A 20,050-nucleotide genomic window follows, 5' to 3' on the forward strand; every position below is an offset into this window, starting at 1 on the left:
TTTCGGGTTAATTAATAAATTGTGCCAGGGAAACATCAGCGCCTTCCACCTATTCCCAAGAAGGTGCAAAAGCCGGCAGTGCTAAAGTGCAAGATTTCCATCCTCCCCTAACAGGTGCGTTCAACAATTGACAGTGACCAACTGAACCTCTTGCCTGTTGGTAGTGACCGCAAAAATTACACTTGGAAGCAGGATTGCACCCGTGATCGCTAATTACAAGGCAGGGCTGGTTTTGGGTTTGGTTGCGCTCGATAGTTAAAGTGTTCATTAAATTACTTTTAAATGTTCAGTCTTAAGTATGACGGCTGGAGTGCCGTCGTGGCGTCTATCCGAAGGCTTAGTTCGCCTTTAAGTTTTGTGTAGGGATCGAGAGAAAATATATTAGTTTAGAGAGGATCAAGCTAGGGAGCGATTAAATTTCCTTTCATAGAATTGGCGGCCCCGGCTTTAGAGCAGATCGCGCTTGTCAGGGCGTATACTTCCTCAGACAGAGCTAATTATCTTCGCCTAAGTTGCTGAACAAATCGGCTAAAATTGTATTAGAAAATAAAAAGCCTTCGGGATCGGTCAACCTCAAATTGCCCGACAGTGGCAGTTTCGTGCCCTCACCTAAATTTGAGATTGCCCCCCCATCCGCAGTGATAATTTCTACCCATCCTTGCCGCCAGTAGGGCTGCAAACAACGCCAAATTTTATCAACCGTTTGCTGAGTAAACTTTTCAGTCAGCGCCGACAGGCTAACTCCTTCTGCTAAACGCAAACCTAGCATCAGCGTTTCTAACAAAATGTCATTTTCTGAGACTTGAAAATTTTGCTCACTTGGTGGGTAAATATCTGGCTGGGTTTCCCCCCCAATTTGAGGAGTAGCAGGGGAATTGAGGCCAGAGATCGATCGCACCCACTGATAATATTCTTGAGTTTTGCGAGGTCTCGTTAACCTCCGGCCTTCCATATAACTCGCCGCCCCCATTCCCAAACCGTAATAAGGGCGATTTTCCCAATAAACGCGGTTGTGGCGGCACTGATAGCCAGAGCGAGCGTAATTAGAAATTTCGTAATGTTCGTAGCCAGCACCGGTCAGAATTTCCCGCGCTAAACGGTACATTCCAGCAGCGGTTTCATCTGCTGGTAGCGGCTGCGCGCCTGCTTCAAAGTAGCGCCCGAAAGCAGTTCCCTGTTCAACAATTAAGTCGTAACTCGACAGGTGAGTCGGCGAAATTTCCACGGCCGATTTCAGGGAAGCTTCCCACTGTTCTAAAGTTTGGTGTGGCAGTCCCGAAATTAGGTCTAAACTAAAATTGACAATACCCGCCGATCGCACTATTTCTACTGCTTCAAAAATATCAGCGACAGAGTGCGAGCGCCCGCAAGTTTGCAGCAATTCATCTTGAAAAGCTTGCACTCCCAAACTAACTCGATTTACTCCCGCCGCTACATATCCCCGCAACTGTTCTAAAGTAAACGTACCCGGATCTATTTCTATAGAAATTTCCGCCTCAGCAGCAATCCCAAATTTGCCGTCGAGAGTCTCTAAAATATTGCTCAACTGACTGACAGAAAGCAGCGAAGGCGTGCCACCACCAAAAAAAACTGTTTTCAGAGATGCGCCTAAATTTTTAGTTTCTTGAATTTCTTGACACAGTACAGCAACATATTGCACAACTGTCCCGGAATTCTCGCCATTTTTGTGATCGCCCACCACAAAAACCGGAAAATCGCAGTAGTAACAGCGGCGGCGACAAAAAGGTATGTGCAGGTAAGCCGAACTAGGAATCCCGGAATTTGTCGCTTGCACACTTTTTTTTAATTCAAATGTTAAATAATCTGTGGGAGGGTTCATTACATTTCAAGCCAAAAGCGCAACTTCAAATCTAAAATTTTAATTAAACCATCATGAATAATTATGTATATTATGACATTTTCTTACCAAAAAAGCGCTGCGAACGATGGCGTCCCGCCCCGCAAGCTACGGCTCTGTTAATTTAACCTCATACCAGTTTTAATCGACCAAAATCCCCGAACATCCCGCAGGGCGGTCTATTCGCACTTCGTGCCTGCTTTGGATCCGGCGTAGTAAATTTCGAGCGGCTCCCTGGCACATCCCTCACAGGGTACAACCGCGAAATATAAGTTTATGAAAATCCCTGAGTAAATAGGGCGATATCCGACCAAAGCATGAAAACAAGTATCAGCACTGCAAAGATATAATGTGAATAAATTCATTAACCTAGAACTAATGCTAGACGCAATCATAATAATCTCATTCATAATCGCAGGCGGAGGCATCGGCTATTACGGAGTCGAACTCCTGCCGAGCAATCTCCTGCAGCAAGTTACAAATATACAAGGCTTAAGTTCTGTACTAGGTTCCTTTGGAGCATTAATCGGCTTCGTGATGGGATTAGTGGCTCAAACAACCTATCGGCGCTTGGAAAAACAAGTCCGCGATATGCCAGTCGAGATGCTGCTGACGCGGGCGATCGGCTTAATCATCGGACTGCTAGTAGCAAACTTAATGCTGGCTCCGCTGTTCCTGCTGCCAATTCCCCGCGAGTTCGGCTTCATCAAACCTTTAGTCGCAGTCTTGGGAAGCGTCATGTTCGGCTTCACAGGCGTCAGCTTAACCGACACCCACGGCCGCGCTTTCTTGCGGCTGATCAACCCCAAAAGCTTTGACACGGTGTTGGTAGCTGAAGGTACTTTCAAACCAGCTTCTGCCAAAGTTGTCGATACTAGCTGTATAATAGACGGCCGGATTGAAAACCTCCTAGAAACAGGTTTCCTCGAAGGTCAAATTATCATACCGCAATTCGTGCTCCAAGAACTGCAACTGGTAGCTGATTCAGCCAACGATCAAAAGCGAGTGCGCGGACGCCGCGGCTTAGATGTACTCAACCGCATCAAAGAAACATATCCAGAACGGATTCAAATTCACTCGGCCGACTACGAAGATATTGCCACAGTCGATGCCAAATTAGTCCGCTTCGCCTTGGATATCGACGGCATTTTACTTACCAACGATTACAACTTATCGAAAGTAGCTACCGTCCAAAAACTGCCGGTTTTGAATATCAATGATTTGACTCATGCGGTGCGCCCGACTTATTTGCCGGGAGATACGATCGAACTAAAAATCCGCAAAGAAGGCAAAGAACCCTCTCAGGGAATCGGTTACTTGGATGACGGCACAATGGTTGTCGTAGAAGCAGGCAGCAGCTATGTCGGCGGCGAAGCCAGGGTCGTAGTCACCAGCGCCCTGCAAACTAGCGCTGGCCGCATGATATTTGCCCGCCCTCAAGAGTCCGTTATTGTTTAAAACAGAGTAACAATGGCCAGGGCAATCAGAATCAAATATTGCGATCGTTGTTCCCAATCTGCCCCGACTCTCTACCGCGCCCGGTATGAAGAGTCGGGGCAGTGGTTTTTTTTATGTCTTAAATGTTGGGAATCGGTAAGTAAAAACAATCCTTTTTACTTCTACGGCGGCACTTGGAAAGCTAGCAAGATAAAAATAGCAATTACCAGCTTGTTCTTCTTTTCTCTTCCTTCGCACCCTTTGCGTCTTCGCGGTTCAATTATATCAATATCAGTGATTCAGGAGTTAAAATCAACCAATCTCGATCGCATCTTCATACAATGTCTCGATCGCACAGCTAAAATTAACGTTCTTCAACTGAACGTCATGCCCTTGAGTGTAAGAATCAAGCACCCACAAATCCTCTGCATTCCGGCGAAAACACTCTACACTAACTCTTTCTTGATTGATTAGCACATCCTCTTGCAAACTTTCAGAAGTGCGGTAATCTGTTGGATTTTAACCATTGACCTTCAGTCTTTCCCTATTACTGAATCAGTCGCGGTTTCAACTCAAAATGAGTATATATTGCTGCAATCTTAGGTGGGTATTTCAATCAATTAAATTCTAACATAAAGCCGGCCACTGAAGAAGGGGCTTGAAACCCAAAATTTTTGCTCAATGCGTAAACCATAGCTTTGTTGATAGCCTGAAGTAATAAGTCTTATAAGAAATTCTGTATCTAAATATACATTTTTTGTATAAATCATGACATTTATCAAGTTATCCTGACATTAAGAGCTAGATTCCACACCTTACCTACAAAATTTGTAACCTCCAGAGTTGAGAAGGTACTCCAAGCTTTTACCAGGCTAGGGGCTTTGGTTGTTGGCGTTGGCACTCCAGCTAAGTTCTCAGATTTTAGTCATCTGTGAAATGTGATATGAGTTGAAATCTCTTAAATCCATGCCGAAACTCAAAGAATCTTTTAATCACCCTCATACCGAACCAGCCGATGCCACGATTCGCCTAAAGCAGCATAAAGACCTGTTTTCCTGGCTTTCGATCGCTGCGGGGCTAATTTTTCTACAGGGGTACATGATTGCTCCCCTGATTCCACGTTTGGCGGAAGTTTTTAATGTTCCGGTTCAGGAAATCGGCTTTATCGTTCCAGCCTATATGCTGTCCTATGCACTGATGGCATTATTCTTCGGCCTCCTGTCCGATCGCTTTGGTCGATGGTCTATTATTCGCATCTCGCTTGCTCTTTTTGTCATTTTCACGGCTTTAACTGCCACTGCTCAAAATGCTTCGCAGATGGCAACCTGGCGGCTATTAACCGGGATTGGAGCCAGTGGTGTGATTCCCCTTACCTTCGCCTTAATTGGCGATTTATTCCCGTTTGATCAGCGAGGTGCCAAGCTAGGATTGGTGTTTGCAGCAATGGAAGGGGGAATGGCAGCAGGCTCTGCGGGGGGAGCGATTCTTGAGCCATTTGTAGGTTGGCGATCGCTCTTTCTAGGTACTGCTGTGCTTGCTGCTGTTGTGCTTTGGCGACTTCATCCTTACGGCTCTTTATTTGATACACCAAAAGTCACCAAATTACCGCCTATTCGCCAAATCTTTAGGGGATACAGCCAGATATTAGCAACCTTTCGGGGGCAGCGTACATATGCTTATGTTCTGTGGAATGGTATCTACCACTCTGGGGTATATACATGGCTAGGGTTGTATTTATCGGAACGGTACGGTATGGATGCGTTGAGCATTGGTTTAAACATTCTTGGGTACGGCATTCCCGGTTTATTGCTGAGTTCTTTCATTGGTCAAGCTGTCGATCTGTGGGGACGGCGTTGGCTAGTTCCAGCAGGGTTGGTAATGGCTGCTGTGGCTGGGATTGGAATGATTTTTGAGATTCCGCCAATCGGAACGACGATCGCAGTTCTTATTTTGTCTTTAGGGTATGACCTGACTCAACCGTTGTTTGTAGGAATTGTGACCGATCTCGGAGATGACAACAATTTGGGGCAAACGATGGGACTGAAGGTATTTACTCTCTTTACTGGATTTGGTGTAGGCAGTTTCATATTTGGAGAGCTACTGCGCTTTGGATTTGGGCCTTCTCTCGCTATCTTTGGTGGCATTCAGTTGATAACTGGTTTGATTGCAGTCCCACTATTCTGGCAGGAAGTCCCCTCTCGATTACGGGGTTAGCGACTTTTGCCCAAACCAATGTTGCATACATTAATACTGCTCAAATCATTGCGCTCACTGGTGGTGAGAACGCTCTTGATACTGTTCTGTTATAGAGCATATATAGAGCAATACGCTTGGGTTAGCGCTTTCAGACGAATTTCATTCCACGCATTTATGAGAGTTCCAGACTTTTGAAATACTCACCGCGCCTTCAGGCCGGTGAGTATTTCAGCTTTCCCCCAAAGTTTTAACGTCGGCGCGGGGCCGGAAGCCTCGCGCTATTGCCATTTTGCGGTTGCGGTTTTTCTTGCAGCTTCATTGTCAAACTAACCCGCTTTAACTTCTCATTCACCTCCAAAACCCGCACTTTCACAACTTGTCCGACTTTAACAATCTGTTTAGGGTCATCTACGAAGCGATCGGCTAATTGAGAAACGTGAACCAAACCATCTTGGTGTACTCCCACATCAACAAAGGCTCCAAAGTTAGCTACATTCGTGATTATGCCTTCTAATTCCATCCCAACTTGCAAATCGGAGATTTCTTTAATTCCTGCTTGGAAAGTGGCATATTTAAACTCGGCTCGCGGGTCTCTTCCCGGTTTTTCTAGTTCGGAAATAATGTCTCGGAGTGTCGGTTCTCCGACTTTTTCAGTGACATATTTCTTAATGTTTACAGTCTTAATTTTTTCCGATATTTGTGTTATTCCTGTCAGCGGCAAGTCTAAGTCCTTGGCGATCGCCTGCACGACAGGATAACTTTCGGGATGAACTGCTGTATTGTCCAGGGGGTTTTCGCCGCCGCGAATGCGGAGAAACCCGGCTGCTTGTTCAAAAGCTTTTGGGCCGAGTTTGGGAACTTTCAGGAGTTGGCGGCGATTTTTAAATGCGCCGTTTTCGTTGCGGTAATTGACGATATTTTTAGCAACTGTTGCCGTCATTCCTGACACAAATGTCAGCAGTTCTTTGGACGCTGTGTTTAAGTCAACTCCGACATAATTAACGCAGCTTTCGACTGTTTCGTCGAGTTTCTTTTTGAGCAGTTTTTGGTCAACATCGTGCTGATATTGACCGACTCCTATTGATTTCGGGTCGATTTTCACGAGTTCGGCGAGGGGGTCTTGCAAACGTCGTCCGATGCTGACTGCGCCGCGAACGGTGATGTCGAGGTCGGGAAATTCGGCGATCGCCACTTCGCTTGCTGAATAAATCGATGCACCGGATTCATTCACCATGACTTTAATCGGTTTCCTGTCCATTTGGGCCAAAACTTCCGAAACAAATTCGTCTGTTTCGCGGGAAGCTGTACCGTTGCCGATCGCGATTAATTCAATTTTATATTTTTCAATTAAATGCTTGACAATTTTACCAGCTTGCTGTCGCTGAGCGGCCGCTTGGTGGGGGAAAATAGCTTGATATTCTAAAAATTGCCCGGTTTCATCGAGGGCGGAAACTTTACACCCCGTGCGAAATCCCGGATCGATCGCCAGTGTCGGTTTCATTCCCGCCGGCGCCGACAGCAGCAACTCGCGGAGGTTGGTTTCAAAGGTGGCGATCGACTCGATATCAGCGACAGCTTTGTTGTGCGATCGTACTTCTGTAATTAACGAAGTCTTCATCAGTCGGTTGAAGGCATCCTTCAAAGTCGATCGATAAAACTCTTTAACTTCCGGTATCCTAGTTCTAATTTCCTGAGCTTCCAAATAAGCCATCACGGCGGATTCATCAAAAGCCAATTCCAAATCTAAAACCCCTTCCGTTTCCCCGCGAAACAGCGCTAACATATTGTGCGACTGAACGCTTCTCGCTGCCACTTGATAATTGCGGTACATTTCAAATTTAGTGCTTCCTTCCGGGAAATCATCTTTAATTTTCGAGACAAAAACTCCTGTTTTCATCAAAAACTCTCGCAAATAAGCCCGCAATTCGGCTTTTTCCGAAACCGCTTCCGCCAAAATATCCGCAGCACCTTTGAGAGCTTCTTCTGCTGTCTTCACTCCCTTTTCTTCCGAAATATATTTAGCAGCTTCCGCCTCAAAATCTGCTGGTTTAGCCGTCGGTAAATTCAGAGTTTTGATAAAATTCGCCAGCGGCTCCAAACCTTTTTCCCTAGCAATTGTCGCTCGCGTCCGCCGCTTGGGTTTGTAAGGCAGATAAAGGTCTTCGAGTTCGTTTTTTTGCAAGCACGATTCGATTTTAGCTTGCAGTTCTTCTGTGAGTTTTCCCTGAGAGCTAATCGTCTCTAAAATCGACTTTTTGCGGTCTTCAATTTCCGTCAGATAGGTGAAGCGATCGGAGATGTCCCGCAACTGAATTTCATTCAGCAAATCCGTGCGTTCTTTGCGGTAGCGGGCAATAAACGGAATAGTTGCTCCCTCGGCGAAAAGTTCCAGAGCATTATTGACTTGAGACAAATTGATGGAAAGTTCTTGAGCAATCAGTTGAGGAATGTCGATCATAGTGCAGAATTTCGGATCAGTCGATTTGAGATTTAAGAGGTGAGATTGACTTCACGGAAAAGAGGAAGAAAAGTTTGAAATAAACGTTTTACAGGGTGTTGGCGCTCGTCCTGCAAGTATTAAAATGATGTTAGCATAAATGCAGTCATTTCTCAATATTATATGTTTCCTTTTAAATATCCTGTGCCGCAAACCGATCCGCCGCGATCGCCCCGAGAAACGCTGCCGACGATGTACGATTTACCCAGCGAAGACCCGGAGGAACCTGGTTTGCCTGACGAATTTCACGATTTACAGCCGCAGTTGTTGAGCCTGACGTTTCGACCTCGGAATTATCCGGCTTCTGAGATATTTAGCGGCACCGACATGAACCTTTATTATGACGTGCATCACACTCTGTGGCACAAGCGACCGGATTGGTTTGGAGTTGTGGGAGTTCCCCGACTTTACGATCGATCCGAACTGCGGATGAGTTATGTTACTTGGCAGGAAGGCGTGAATCCTTTTGTAATTGTAGAACTGCTTTCGCCGGGAACGGAAAAAGAAGATTTAGGCGACAATACCGATGAAGAAAATTTGCCACCTCAGTCGGGAAACACTGCGGGTAACGGGCAAGTTTTGGAGGACGAGACGAAGGAGGAACCGCCGAGAAAATGGGAGGTTTACGAGCAAATTTTGCGGGTTCCTATTTATGCAGTTTTCAGCCGCTATACTAACAAATTGCGAGTGTTTGAATTGAAGGGCGGACACTATCAAGAATTAGAATTGCCCGAGTCGCGAGTGTGGATTGCTGACCTAAATTTGGGCTTGGGTTTGTGGCAAGGAGAGTTTCAGGGAATCGATCGACTGTGGTTGCGCTGGTATGATGTTGATGGTAATTGGATTCTCACTGAAGCGGAACAGCAACGGCAGCGGGCTGAGTCAGCGGAAGCTCAATTACAGTCTTTAATTCGGCGGCTGCGGGAATCTGGCATCGATCCTGATAAATTGTTAAACGGTTAAAGAGGACTAAAGTCCTGACTAAAAAGTGGTTCGCCGTCAGGACGTTAGTTTTTTTTTACTTCAACATAAGACTGAAGGCCTCACTATAGGCAGGCTTTAACATTTGATCAAAACTTGATTGGTTGCGGCTTATTTCTTTGTTGCTGGTACTCTGGTCAGTCAAGTCATCCGCGTAGGGAGATTGATGCAAATAAGCTTTACCGACAGAACCGAAAAGTTGCAGTTTGTCAGAAATGACCGATTGCATAGCAGCGATAGCTTTTTCCATTATTTCCAACAAATCCGGATGTGGCTCAGAAATGTTACTTTTTAACACGTCCATATAAGCTTCGCGAACTTCCGTATTCACATTAAATTTAGATACTCCGAATTTAATACATTGATGAATCATTGAGTTCGGCAAACCGCTCGCCCCGTGCATCACTAACGGCACTGAAACAGCAGCCCGGATTTTTGCCAGACGCGAAAAATCGAGTTTGGGTTGGCTTAAATATTTGCCGTGAACGTTACCAATTGTTACGGCTAAAAAATCCACCTTAGTTTCTTTGATAAAGTCTACTGCTGCTACTGGATCTGTCATCCTTGTGGCTTTCTCATCGATTGTCAAACCTTCTTCCCTGCCACTAATTCTGCCGATTTCTGCTTCAACTGCCGCACCGTTAGCGTGGGATAATTTAGTCATTTCCCGGGTAAATATTAAGTTTTGTTCGTAGGGCAAAGGAGAACCGTCTGCCATAATTGATTTAATGCCGGCGGCTAGACCGACGTGAATATCTTTTTCTGAGGTGCCGTGATCTAAGTGTACTGCGATCGGTACTAAAGATGTGCGGGCAGCTTTGATGCACAGCGCGACTAAAGGCGACTTTCCGTATAGGAGGGCGCTGGGGTGAATTTGCAGTATCGCAGGACTGTCCAGCGCTTCGGCCGCATTGATGACGGCTTTTACTCCTTCGAGGTTGTAGACGTTAAAAGCGCCGATCGCATAAGCCTTTCTCCGGGCCGTGTTCAGCAATTCGCGAGTTGAGACAAGCATAATAGTACCTGCTTTAAAAACTTTTCTGAATGTTGATCATTCTATCAAAGTTCAAGGGCAGGCTCAGCGTAATTTCTGTTTATTTTAATTGCGAATCCTTCCGCTACTATTTATTCTGACTATCGATCATTTTATCAAAGTTCAAGGGCAAGCTCAGCGTAACTTTTGTTTATTTTAATTGCGAATTCTTCCGCTACTATTTATGTTGTGAAGTGCATTTATTCTTGGGTAGGGTGCGCTAGGCGCACCAAACAAATAGTAGGGTGCGCCTAGCGCACCCTACTAAGTGATTTACTATTTTTGGGCGTTACCAGCGTGCAAACCGCACTCTTTTACGGTCGCTTCTTCCCACCACCAGCGACCTTCGCGTTCGTGTTGGTTCGGCAATACCGGCTTTGTACAAGGTTCGCAACCAATACTTACAAAACCGCGTTCGTGCAACTTGTTGTAAGGCACATCCAAAGCGCGAATGTATTCCCAAACCTCTGCCGAAGACCAGTTTGCTAAGGGGTTGAATTTAATTAATTCATGGTCAGGAGTTGAGAATGCAGTGTCAACTTCAATAACCGGAATACCGTTGCGGGTACTGGGACTTTGGTCTTTCCGCTGACCGGTAATCCAAGCATCAAGAGTATTCAATTTGCGGCGCAGCGGCTTGACTTTCCGCACGCCACAGCATTCTTTGTGACCGTCTTGATAAAAACTAAACAATCCCTTTTCTTCTACTAGGGCTTGTACTTCGGCTGCATCGGGAAACATTACTTCTAATTTAATGCCGTAATGTTTTCTGACTTGATCCAAAAACTGATAAGTTTCCGAGTGCAATCGTCCGGTGTCTAGGGTGAAAACGCGGAAATTTTTGGTAATTTTTGAGGCAATATCGATCAGAACTACATCTTCAGCCCCGCTGAAAGAAATGGAGATATTGTCAAAATTTTCTAGGGCAAATTTGAGAATGTCTCGCGGTGTTTTTTGACTGTATTCTGCTTCTAGGGCGGCAATGTTGAGATTTCTTTGGATGGCAACCATATTTTCGGGTTTTCGGGTTTTCGGTGTTCTTTTCCTCTAGCCCTTTATTATAACCGATCGCGGTCTCTCCCTCGCCGACTAATTTGACAATCAAGCAATGTCGTCCGGGGCTCCCGGGTTCATCCGTGAAGCGAGGAAAAAGCTCCGACTGCTCATCACCTGCCCCCAGATTTATCAGCGCAAACACTTTCTTCAAATCTAAAATCTAAAATCTAAAATCTAAAATCGATTGACCGCATCTTCCCGCAGTCTTTTCGGCGGGGTTCACAATCAAGCTCAAGGATTGATATCGCCTGCTGGCAGTAGTTTTGGTGAACTCAACACTCCTCTACTGGGTCAAATGGGACTATCGCGCGGTCAATTTATTTTGCCCCCACATTATAAATCACAGACAAGAAAATTCTTTAAATGTCATTGTTACCATCCTAAAATTAAGCTTGTATTATTAATTACAAAATAGCGCTTGCTCAGAAATATAGCGCTGTATATTAAGTGAAAAAAGTTTCTCTCAATACCATGATTTTCCCCGTCATAGGTAGTTTTAAGTAACCATTGTTAGAGCCAATTAAATCAATTAGCTAGCATTATTTAGGCAATGAAATTAACTAGATAGTTGAAAAAAAAATCAAAAATATACGTAGAAAATATCGCTTTAGTACCCCAAGCGCTCCTTCTACTAAGATCGGTTGGTTTCAACACAGCCAATCACCAAAAATCAATTACTAATTGCCGATTAATTTATTCAGAGCTATTCTGTTAGCAAAGTAAATTTTTATCGCTTTTTATCGCTTACAGCTAACCTTCAGCCATACGATCGGCTATATTGTATTTAGAAGTACATTAATTTGTCCGCAAAGCGGTATAGTCCCATCGCCGCCGATCGCGCAAGCTTCTGAATAAACGTAGTCCGCTGTCAATAACAGCAAGGAAGTGTGGAATTATGTCAAAAATTTTAGTCGTGGACGACGTTAAGAGCGAACTAGAAATCATCTGCCGCATTCTTCAAGATGCCGGATTGGATGTGATCCGGGCAGGCGACGGCGAAGAAGCGATCGCCATGATCCGCAAAACCCGTCCGGCTTTGGTCGTTTTAGACGTAGTTATGCCCCGAATGAACGGGTTTGAAGTGATCAGAGAATTGCGGGGCGATCGCACAACTGCCAAATTGCCCGTAGTATTTTGTACTCATAAAAACACCGAGATCGATAAAGCTTGGGGAACTGATTTAGGGGCCGATGCTTACGTCAGCAAACCCTTTGAACCTCAGCAACTCGTCCACATAGTGCAGCGTCTGCTTTCGGCGTAAACAAAATATAAATTCATCGACCGCTTCCCAAAAAAACATTATACAGATAAACCCCGTTTTTTTAATAGACAGGGTTTTTGAACCACATAAAAGTTTATGTTTAATGATAAAAACCTGCTTATTTTACGCCACCGTAATTTATTTAACGGGTACATTTGAGCCACCCAAACTGATGGTGAAAAATTTTATGGGCGATCGGCTTTAGGGTCGAAAAACTCTAATTGGTAAGCTACACTATAAACTAAAAATAAGCCATGAAAATAACGGCTCCCCCCGCTGGGGGGAATCAGACAAGTGCAACAAAGCAATTTCTCTTATTCGGTCAAGGAGGCAGTCTGTTCGGCATAGAATTAGATGCAGTGCGGGAAGTCCTTTCACTCAAGGAACAACCGATTTCCCTGGTTCCCAATACCCAGCCATTTTTGCTGGGATTAACCAACTTGCGGGGCGAAATCTTAGCAGCAGCAGACTTTGGACTGTTTGTCGGTATTGAGTCTGTTGACACCTACCACCCAAACAGCCGCATCTTAGTGGTAGAAGCGCCCGATCCACGAGACGTGAGATTGTTGTCGAAAATGCGCCTGGGATTAGCCGTCTCCCGCGTCGAAGGAGTTTTACCTCTCAATCCCGATCGCATTGTCTCAGCACTAGATGTCAGTCCCGACCTAGCTCCATTCTTAAAAGGTCTGTACAATTCCGAAGGACGCTTGCTAATGATTGTCGATGTAGAAGCGATCGCCCATTCCGAACGCTGGTAAAAATCCGCCATACACATAAGTCTGCAACGGCTTTGCATCTATAAATTTAACTAACGATCGCCCGCATCCGATTTGCCAATCCTTAATCTTATGATCAAACTTCTCTATACTTGGCTCGCAACAACTTTCACCCTGACATTGCCTGACTTGTCCCCATCGCTGGTATCTGGGGCGGCTAATGTCATTATTTCTGGATGTTACTTTGCCATCGCTTGGCTAATTAGCTTAAGTTTGTGGCGAAACCGTCAATTCGGGTTCGACATCTTCGCCACAGTCACAGCAGGCATATTTTGGACTTGCGCTTTCGGCCACAGCGGCCACGCCGCCGAATACCTAGGACTGCCGCACTCTCCGGTGGTGCAAACTGTGTTTGATTGGATCACTGTCATTGCGGCGATCGCTTTTTTGAGTTTGTCCAACCGCTACGGCTTCTTAGTAGGTTCCACCCGTATCCTTAACGCTAAAAAAGAAACAGAACAAGCGCTGAGCGAAACTACCCAGCGATTTCACGCAATCTTCGACCAAGCTTTTCAAGCGATCGCATTATTGGATGCAGACGGTACTCTGCTCGAAGCCAATCAGACAGCGCTAAAATTGGGCGATTTCCCAGCATCAGAAGTGCTGGGCATGAAATTTTGGCTGACACCAGGCTGGGCATCATCCCCAACTAACCAGCAGCGCCTAAAAACGAACATTCAACAAGTTTCGGTCGGGAATTTTGTCCGGGAAGAATACGAAATCACCGGAGCTAACAACCAGGTAACAGTAATTGACTTGTCGTTTAAGCCACTGTTAAATGCAACAGGAGAAGTATTTCAAATACTCGCAGAAGGCCGGGAGATTACCAAGCGTAAACAAGCCGAAGCCGCCTTGCAGCAGCTAAGCGCAGAACTAGAGCAGCGAGTGAATGAAAGAACCGAGCAGATACTGCAAACTAACGCACAATTGGAACAGGAAATTCTCGATCGCACCGCAGCCCAAGAGCAATTAAAAGCCTCAGAACAATTCTTAAACAACATCCTCAACAGCATCCCAGACCCGCTTTACGTCAAAGACCAACAGCACCGCTGGATAACATTAAATGATGCCTTTTGTCAATACATAGGTCACAGCAGAGAAGAACTAATTGGCAAATGCTACGACCAGTTTTTGCCCAAAGAGGAAGCAGAGAAATATCGAGAAAAAGACGAATTAGTTTTCTTAACAAATACCAGCAGCGAAGTCCAAAAAACCATCCAAGATCCAGCAGGAAATACCCGCTTTCTCTCCGCCAAAAAATCTATTTTTGTAGATACCGACGGCAGGAAATTTCTCGTTTCCGCGATGAGAGATATCACCAAGCGCGTGCAAATGGAAGAACAACTGCGGCACACACTCGCAGAAGCACAAAGCTCCCAAAGCTTGCTGCGGACAGTCATTGACGCTACGCCAGACTGCATCTTTGTCAAAGATAGAAACTCGCGCTATACCCTAGTCAATGCAGGTTTCGCCGCCGCCTTCGGTAAAACTCAAGCAGAAATTATCGGCAAAGACGACGCAGAAATCGGCATATCGGTCGATCGCATCTTCCCCAACTTCCACGCCCAAACTGATTCCGAGAACCAAATCCAAAACTTTCGGGCCGGCAAGCACCTCGCCCCCGCTTCCAACGACTTAGGCACCTTAGCCGACGGTAAAGTACACAGCTTCGACACCCTGAAATTGCCCCTCAAAGATGCAGAAGGCAATATTTTAGGAATGCTCGGCTTGGCGCGCGACATCACAGATCGCCGGAAATCTGAACAAGAACTGTTGCGGTTCAAAGCAATTTTAGAAACCACAACAGACTGGGTAGGCATAGCCGACACCCAACAGCGGGCCATTTATCTCAACCGCGCAGGCAGAGAAATGTTGGGAGTTGGCCAAGACGCAGATTTAACCGGAATCCGCATTTCTGACCTGACATCCCCCAAAAGTATCGACACTATTGTAAACGTCGGTATCCCCGCAGCTTGCCGGGACGGGGCGTGGAGTGGCGAGACAGTTTGGCAGAGTTTAGACGGCGAAGAAATACCAGTTTCTCAAGTAATTGTTGCCCACAAATCCGAGAATTCAGAAGTTGAATTTGTCTCAACGATCGCCCGCAACATTACAGAAAGCAAGCGCACAGAAGAAGCCTTGCAGCAGAACTTGCAAATGCTTGACCTGGCAAGCGACGCCTTGATCGTTCGCGATATGGACGGCACGATTAATTATTGGAGTCAGGGAGCCGAACGGATGTACGGCTGGACAAAAAAAGCAGCCTTGGGGAAATTCACCCATACTCTATTGCACACTATTTTTCCCCAGCCTTTAGCAGCTATCTCGGCACAGTTAGAAGAGCAGAATTATTGGGAAGGAGAATTAATTCATACCACCAATTATGATACCAAAATCACCGTTTTTAGCCGCTGGAATTTGCAGCGAGACGAACAGGGAAAACCCAAAGCAATTTTAGAGACTAACAACGATATCACGGAGCGCAAGCAAGCAGAAATCGAAAAGCAAAGATTGATTTCGATCGTAGAAACCAGCTCGGATTTTATCGGCACGGCCACCATGGAGGGACAGGCAACCTACCTGAATGCCGCTGGACTTAAACAAGTAGGATTGCAAAATGTTGAAGAAGTCAAAAGCAAAATTATGTATGACTTCTTCTCAGTAGAAGATGCTAAGATTTTAAAAGAAGAAATCGTGCCGGCTACTGTGCGAGACGGTTTTTGGCAGGGTGAATTCCGCTTGAGGAACTTTCAAACCGGCAAAGACTTTCCGGTTGACTTTACCCTATTCACAGTCAAACACCCAGAAACCGATGAGCCTATGGGGTTCGCAACAGTTACTCGCGACATCAGCGATCGCAAACGCGCAGAAGAGATGCTGCGCGATCGCGAAAGACTCTTCCGAGCCATTTTCGACCAATCTTTCCAATTCATAGGTCTGCTCAAACCGGACGGCACCGTTTTGGAAGCCAACCAAACAGCCTTGGCCGCAGCAGGCTTGCAGAGCGAAGAAATAATAGGCACTCCGTTTTCCGAAACCCTGTGGTGGCAGATTTCCCCACAAACCAAGCAACAGATACGAGAAGCGATCGTCTCTGCCGCCGCCGGCGAGGTAGTCCGTTACGAAGTGGATGTGCTAGTTGCCAACGGTGCAGTAGCGACCGTTGACTTCTCCATCAAACCCATCACAGACGACAGTGGCAAAGTCTTGATGCTAATTCCAGAAGGCCGCGACATCACTGATCGCAAAGCCCTAGAACGAGAATTAGTTTTGCGTCAAACCCGCTTTGACGCATTTTTCACAGCCGCCCCCACCTCAATGTGTATTTTTGACGAGCAGTTGCGCTTCGTGCAAGTCAACGAGAAATTAGCGGCAACCACCGGCGTCTCAGTTGCCGAACACTTCGGTAAGACGGTGAGGGAAGTTATACCCGAAATGAGCGATACCCAAGTGCCGATGTTGCAGCAGATTCTCGCCACCAACCAACCGTTGTTAAACGTTGAGGTATCGGGATCATTCTTCAACGAACCGGGCGTCCTGCGAGATTGGCTGGCGTCATACTTTCCTTTGCCCGGCCCTGACGGCAAACCCATCGGTATCGGGGCTGTGGCGATCGAAATTACCGATCGCAAAAAAGCAGAAGAAGAGCGCGATCGATTTTTTACCCTTTCCCTAGACTTGATTTGTATTATAAGTTTTGAAGGCAAATTCAAGCGCATCAATCCCTCTTGGGAAAACACGCTCGGCTATAAGGCGCATGAACTTGAAGACAACTATTATATCGATTTAGTCCATCCAGACGATCGCGAATCAACCCGAGAACAAGCGGAAAAAGTAGCCAGCGGCGCCGAATTAAAGTCTTATGAAAATCGCTACCGCTGCAAAGACGGTTCCTACAGGTGGCTGTCGTGGAAAGTGCGACCGGAAACCGAACAACAGCTCATGTATGCAGTCGCTCGCGACGTTACCGAAAGCAAACAGGCGATGGTGCAACTGGAAAAAACAACTGCCCAATTAGCCAGTTCCGAAGACCAATTTCGCCAGCAAAGCAATCTCTTGCAACTGCTAATAGACAGCATTGGCGACGGCATAATTGCTGCCGACGAAAAAGGCAATTTTGTTTTGTTCAACCCCGCCGCCGAAGATATCTTTGGCATGGGTGCGACAGATGCTCTTCTCAATGAATGGTCAACAAGATACGGTTTATTCTTGCCCGATACCGTAACTCCCTATCCTCCAGCCGACATACCTTTAGCGCGCACGGTTCGAGGAGAAGCCGTTGACGAAGTAGAGCTGTTCACCCGCCACGCAGGCAAGCCAGAGGGCCTGTGGGTGAAAATTAACGGTCGGCCACTCAAAGACGAAACCGGGGCGCTCAAAGGCGGTGTAGTCGTTTGCCGCAACGTCACTGAACAAAGAGCATCCCAGCAGCGAATGCAGCAGTTAGCCGAGGCACAGGAACGCTTGCTGCAAGAACTCAAAACTCGGCAGAATGCCCTAGACGAATCGGCGATCGTCAGCGAAACTGATGTCCAAGGCATGATTACCTACGTCAACGACAGATTCATTGAAATCTCCGGTTACAGCATGGGAGAACTCCTGCACCGCAACCACCGCCTGATCAATTCCGGCTACCATCCCAAATCATTTTTTGAAGAAATGTGGGTGACAATTTCTCGCGGCTTGGTGTGGAAAGGGGAAATCAAAAACCGACGCAAAGATGGCTCGTTTTACTGGGTAGATTCGACGATATCCCCCATTTTTGATACCAGCGGCGCAATAATCAAATATATCGCCATTCGCTTTGACATCACCGAGCGCAAAGAAGCAGAAGAACGACTCGAAAAATTGGCAGCAGAACGTAAAGCTGAAGCTGATTCTCTGACGCAGCAAGTCCTTAAAATGTTGGGAGAAATTAAAGGCGCGGCTCAAGGCGACTTGACTGTCAGGGCGGAAGTGACTAACGACGTTTTAGGTGCTGTCGCCGACTCTTTCAACTTCTTAATCGGTTCTCTGCGGAAGGTGGTAACGGGAATTCAAACTTTAGCCGAACAGGTAACATCTGCCACCGGCGAGTCAATTAACAATACCAGTCAACTCACCCAACAGGCAGAAATTCAAGCAGAAAAAATATCTGCCATCATGCGCGAAATCGAGCGGATTGTGAATTCGATCCGCGACGTGCGAGATGTTTCGGTGCGGGCCGAAACAGTGGCTCAGCAGTCTTCTCAAACGGCTGAAGTCGGCGGTATGGCGGTCGATCGAGCTGTCGAAGGCATTAACGGGCTCCGGTTGACGATCGCCTCTACCTCGAAAATGATGAAGCGTTTGGGTGAATCTTCGCAGCAAATTGGCAAAATTGTGACTTCGATTTCTCAACTTGCTTCGCAAACTAATTTATTAGCTCTGAATGCTACTATTGAGGCGGCGCGAGCCGGCGAACAAGGTTTAGGCTTTGCAGTTGTTGCTGAAGAAGTGCGGAAATTAGCAGAAAGATCCGCCGGCGCTACGGAGGAAATCTCCGAAATTGTCGGTACAATTCAAGAAGAAATCAGCCGCGTGATGAAGGCAATGGAATCGGGGACGCTGGAGGTAGTGGAAGGCACTAAGCTGGCAAGCGAAGCTAAAACTCACCTTAATGCCATCATCGAAGTTAGTCGAGAAATGAATGCTTTGGTGCAGAATATTACTATCGCATCTGCCAAGCAAACTGTTTCGGCTGAGGGAATTGCTAACAGTATGCAGCAAGTCAACGAGATTGCTAATACGACTGCACAAAAAGGTGCGGATGTCAAAGCATCTTTGGACGAGCTGTCTGGTTCTCTCGGCCAATTGCAAAAGTCGGTGGCGAATTTCCGCAGTTAGTTCAGTTGACAGTTGACAGTTAACGGTTGACGGTTGACGGTTGACGGTTGACAGTTAGTTCATTTGACGGTTGACTGTTGACTGTTATACGAATCACTAATAACTATCGTTGTTGCCGGGGCGGGTTGAGAAATATCCTGAATGCGAAGTTATAGATAATCGTGAACCCGCCCCGACAACAATTACAGTTAAATAACGGGACATCATAATATAAAAAAACTGCCAACAGTTAACAGTCAACCGTTAACTGTCAACAGACAACAGACAACAGACTAATATGAATGATGACGATTTAAACGAATTAATAGATGCTTTTACCGCAGAATGCGAAGAGTTTCTCCAGTCAATGGAGACGAATCTGCTGGCGATGGAAGCTGCGGGTTTGAAAGAGCGACAAGCGGCAGTTAAAGAAATGTTTCGGGCGGCTCACTCGATAAAAGGTGCGGGTTCGATGTTGGGCTTTCAAAACGTATCGGCGGCGGCTCACACCCTGGAGGACTGTTTTGTCATTTTGCGCGATCGCACAGACTTGTCAGCCCTGGAACCGACTACTGTGAGTGTTTTGCTGCAAGGGGTGGATGCTCTCAAAAAGATTACGATCGAATCAGTTCAACACTCCGATGTCACAACTCCGGATCAAACGGAAAACTTGGAGGCGATCGCCCAAATTTTCGATCAGTTCCAGGCCAAGTACGGCAAGTCAGAACAGTCGCCAGTCCCCGCAGCCAGCCAATCGCCCGCCCCCGACACCCTGAAACTGATTTTTGAACAGCAAGTGCCGGCACTCTTCAATCGCCTAGAAACCGAGCTTTCCCAAGCTTCCGAGGCAGATTTGGCAACAAGCGTCACCGCCCTCAAGCAGGTTTACTACCAACTCTCCGGTTTGGCTGGAATGCTGCAATTGCCGGATTTTGCGAAAGTCGCTGCAGCCCTCAGCGCTTTGATCGACTCTCCTGACTTGACTCTACAACGGTTGCAATCCGAGGGTTGGGCGATCGCCCAAAACTTGCAAACCGCACGCCAACAAATATTGGAAGGAAGGGCGATCGACATCCCCGAAATCTCCCCCTCCCCGCCTCCCCCCGACTCC

Annotated in this window: 12 protein-coding genes; 7 read left to right on the plus strand and 5 right to left on the minus strand. The window is 46.5% G+C overall.

Features of this window, described 5'->3' with window-relative positions:
- Nucleotides 1-493: 493 nt before the first annotated feature.
- The gene (gene hemW, locus QUA24_RS20125; RefSeq protein ID WP_333231562.1) at nucleotides 494-1,840 is read right to left on the minus strand and encodes a radical SAM family heme chaperone HemW; all 1,347 of its coding nucleotides are present in this window, start codon (nucleotides 1,838-1,840) and stop codon (nucleotides 494-496) included.
- Nucleotides 1,841-2,236: 396 nt separating this feature from the next.
- On the opposite strand from hemW, the gene QUA24_RS20130 reads away from it, so the two are divergent.
- The gene (locus tag QUA24_RS20130; RefSeq protein WP_333231576.1) at nucleotides 2,237-3,316 is read left to right on the plus strand and encodes a PIN/TRAM domain-containing protein; all 1,080 of its coding nucleotides are present in this window, start codon (nucleotides 2,237-2,239) and stop codon (nucleotides 3,314-3,316) included.
- 291 nt (nucleotides 3,317-3,607) lie between these two features.
- Here QUA24_RS20130 and QUA24_RS20135 read toward each other — a convergent pair whose 3' ends face one another.
- Entirely contained in the window at nucleotides 3,608-3,772 is a 165-nt protein-coding gene (locus QUA24_RS20135; protein WP_333231564.1) for a hypothetical protein, read from the minus strand.
- Between the two features lie 489 nt (nucleotides 3,773-4,261).
- Here QUA24_RS20135 and QUA24_RS20140 point away from each other — a divergent pair, with 489 nt between their 5' ends.
- The gene (locus tag QUA24_RS20140) at nucleotides 4,262-5,509 is read left to right on the plus strand and encodes an MFS transporter (protein WP_333231566.1); all 1,248 of its coding nucleotides are present in this window, start codon (nucleotides 4,262-4,264) and stop codon (nucleotides 5,507-5,509) included.
- 229 nt (nucleotides 5,510-5,738) lie between these two features.
- On the opposite strand, the gene QUA24_RS20145 is transcribed toward QUA24_RS20140, so the two are convergent.
- Entirely contained in the window at nucleotides 5,739-7,949 is a 2,211-nt protein-coding gene (locus tag QUA24_RS20145; RefSeq protein WP_333231568.1) for a Tex family protein, read from the minus strand.
- Between the two features lie 162 nt (nucleotides 7,950-8,111).
- Between QUA24_RS20145 and QUA24_RS20150 the strand changes: the two genes are divergently transcribed.
- On the plus strand, nucleotides 8,112-8,951 hold the full coding sequence (locus tag QUA24_RS20150; RefSeq protein ID WP_333231569.1) for a Uma2 family endonuclease: 840 nt from the start codon (nucleotides 8,112-8,114) through the stop codon (nucleotides 8,949-8,951).
- Between the two features lie 55 nt (nucleotides 8,952-9,006).
- On the opposite strand, the gene QUA24_RS20155 is transcribed toward QUA24_RS20150, so the two are convergent.
- Nucleotides 9,007-9,984: a class II fructose-bisphosphate aldolase gene (locus tag QUA24_RS20155; protein WP_333211289.1), complete on the minus strand. Its 978-nt coding sequence runs from the start codon at nucleotides 9,982-9,984 to the stop codon at nucleotides 9,007-9,009.
- 294 nt (nucleotides 9,985-10,278) lie between these two features.
- Nucleotides 10,279-11,013, minus strand: coding sequence for a phosphoadenylyl-sulfate reductase (locus tag QUA24_RS20160; protein WP_333080152.1), 735 nt, complete (start codon nucleotides 11,011-11,013; stop codon nucleotides 10,279-10,281).
- Between the two features lie 940 nt (nucleotides 11,014-11,953).
- On the opposite strand from QUA24_RS20160, the gene QUA24_RS20165 reads away from it, so the two are divergent.
- From QUA24_RS20165 to QUA24_RS20180, 4 genes are all read left to right on the plus strand, one after another.
- Entirely contained in the window at nucleotides 11,954-12,319 is a 366-nt protein-coding gene (locus tag QUA24_RS20165) for a response regulator (protein ID WP_333231571.1), read from the plus strand.
- Nucleotides 12,320-12,573: 254 nt separating this feature from the next.
- On the plus strand, nucleotides 12,574-13,077 hold the full coding sequence (locus QUA24_RS20170; protein ID WP_333080154.1) for a chemotaxis protein CheW: 504 nt from the start codon (nucleotides 12,574-12,576) through the stop codon (nucleotides 13,075-13,077).
- Nucleotides 13,078-13,167: 90 nt separating this feature from the next.
- Nucleotides 13,168-18,960, plus strand: a complete 5,793-nt coding sequence (locus tag QUA24_RS20175) for a PAS domain S-box protein (RefSeq protein ID WP_333231573.1) — start codon at nucleotides 13,168-13,170, stop codon at nucleotides 18,958-18,960.
- Between the two features lie 277 nt (nucleotides 18,961-19,237).
- Nucleotides 19,238-20,050: Hpt domain-containing protein (locus QUA24_RS20180; RefSeq protein WP_333231575.1), on the plus strand; the 813-nt coding region annotated here is incomplete at its 3' end.

Origin of the sequence: Microcoleus sp. Pol12B5, assembly GCF_036701335.1 — a bacterium.
GTDB lineage: Bacteria > Cyanobacteriota > Cyanobacteriia > Cyanobacteriales > Microcoleaceae > Microcoleus.

Coding starts and splice junctions, on each gene's coding strand:
- QUA24_RS20130 (WP_333231576.1), top strand. CDS start 2,237: ATGCTAGACGCAATCATAATAATCTCATTCATAATCGCAGGCGGAGGC.
- QUA24_RS20170 (WP_333080154.1), top strand. CDS start 12,574: ATGAAAATAACGGCTCCCCCCGCTGGGGGGAATCAGACAAGTGCAACA.
- QUA24_RS20145 (WP_333231568.1), bottom strand. CDS start 7,949: ATGATCGACATTCCTCAACTGATTGCTCAAGAACTTTCCATCAATTTG.
- QUA24_RS20165 (WP_333231571.1), top strand. CDS start 11,954: ATGTCAAAAATTTTAGTCGTGGACGACGTTAAGAGCGAACTAGAAATC.
- QUA24_RS20175 (WP_333231573.1), top strand. CDS start 13,168: ATGATCAAACTTCTCTATACTTGGCTCGCAACAACTTTCACCCTGACA.
- QUA24_RS20160 (WP_333080152.1), bottom strand. CDS start 11,013: ATGGTTGCCATCCAAAGAAATCTCAACATTGCCGCCCTAGAAGCAGAA.
- hemW (WP_333231562.1), bottom strand. CDS start 1,840: ATGAACCCTCCCACAGATTATTTAACATTTGAATTAAAAAAAAGTGTG.
- QUA24_RS20155 (WP_333211289.1), bottom strand. CDS start 9,984: ATGCTTGTCTCAACTCGCGAATTGCTGAACACGGCCCGGAGAAAGGCT.
- QUA24_RS20150 (WP_333231569.1), top strand. CDS start 8,112: ATGTTTCCTTTTAAATATCCTGTGCCGCAAACCGATCCGCCGCGATCG.
- QUA24_RS20140 (WP_333231566.1), top strand. CDS start 4,262: ATGCCGAAACTCAAAGAATCTTTTAATCACCCTCATACCGAACCAGCC.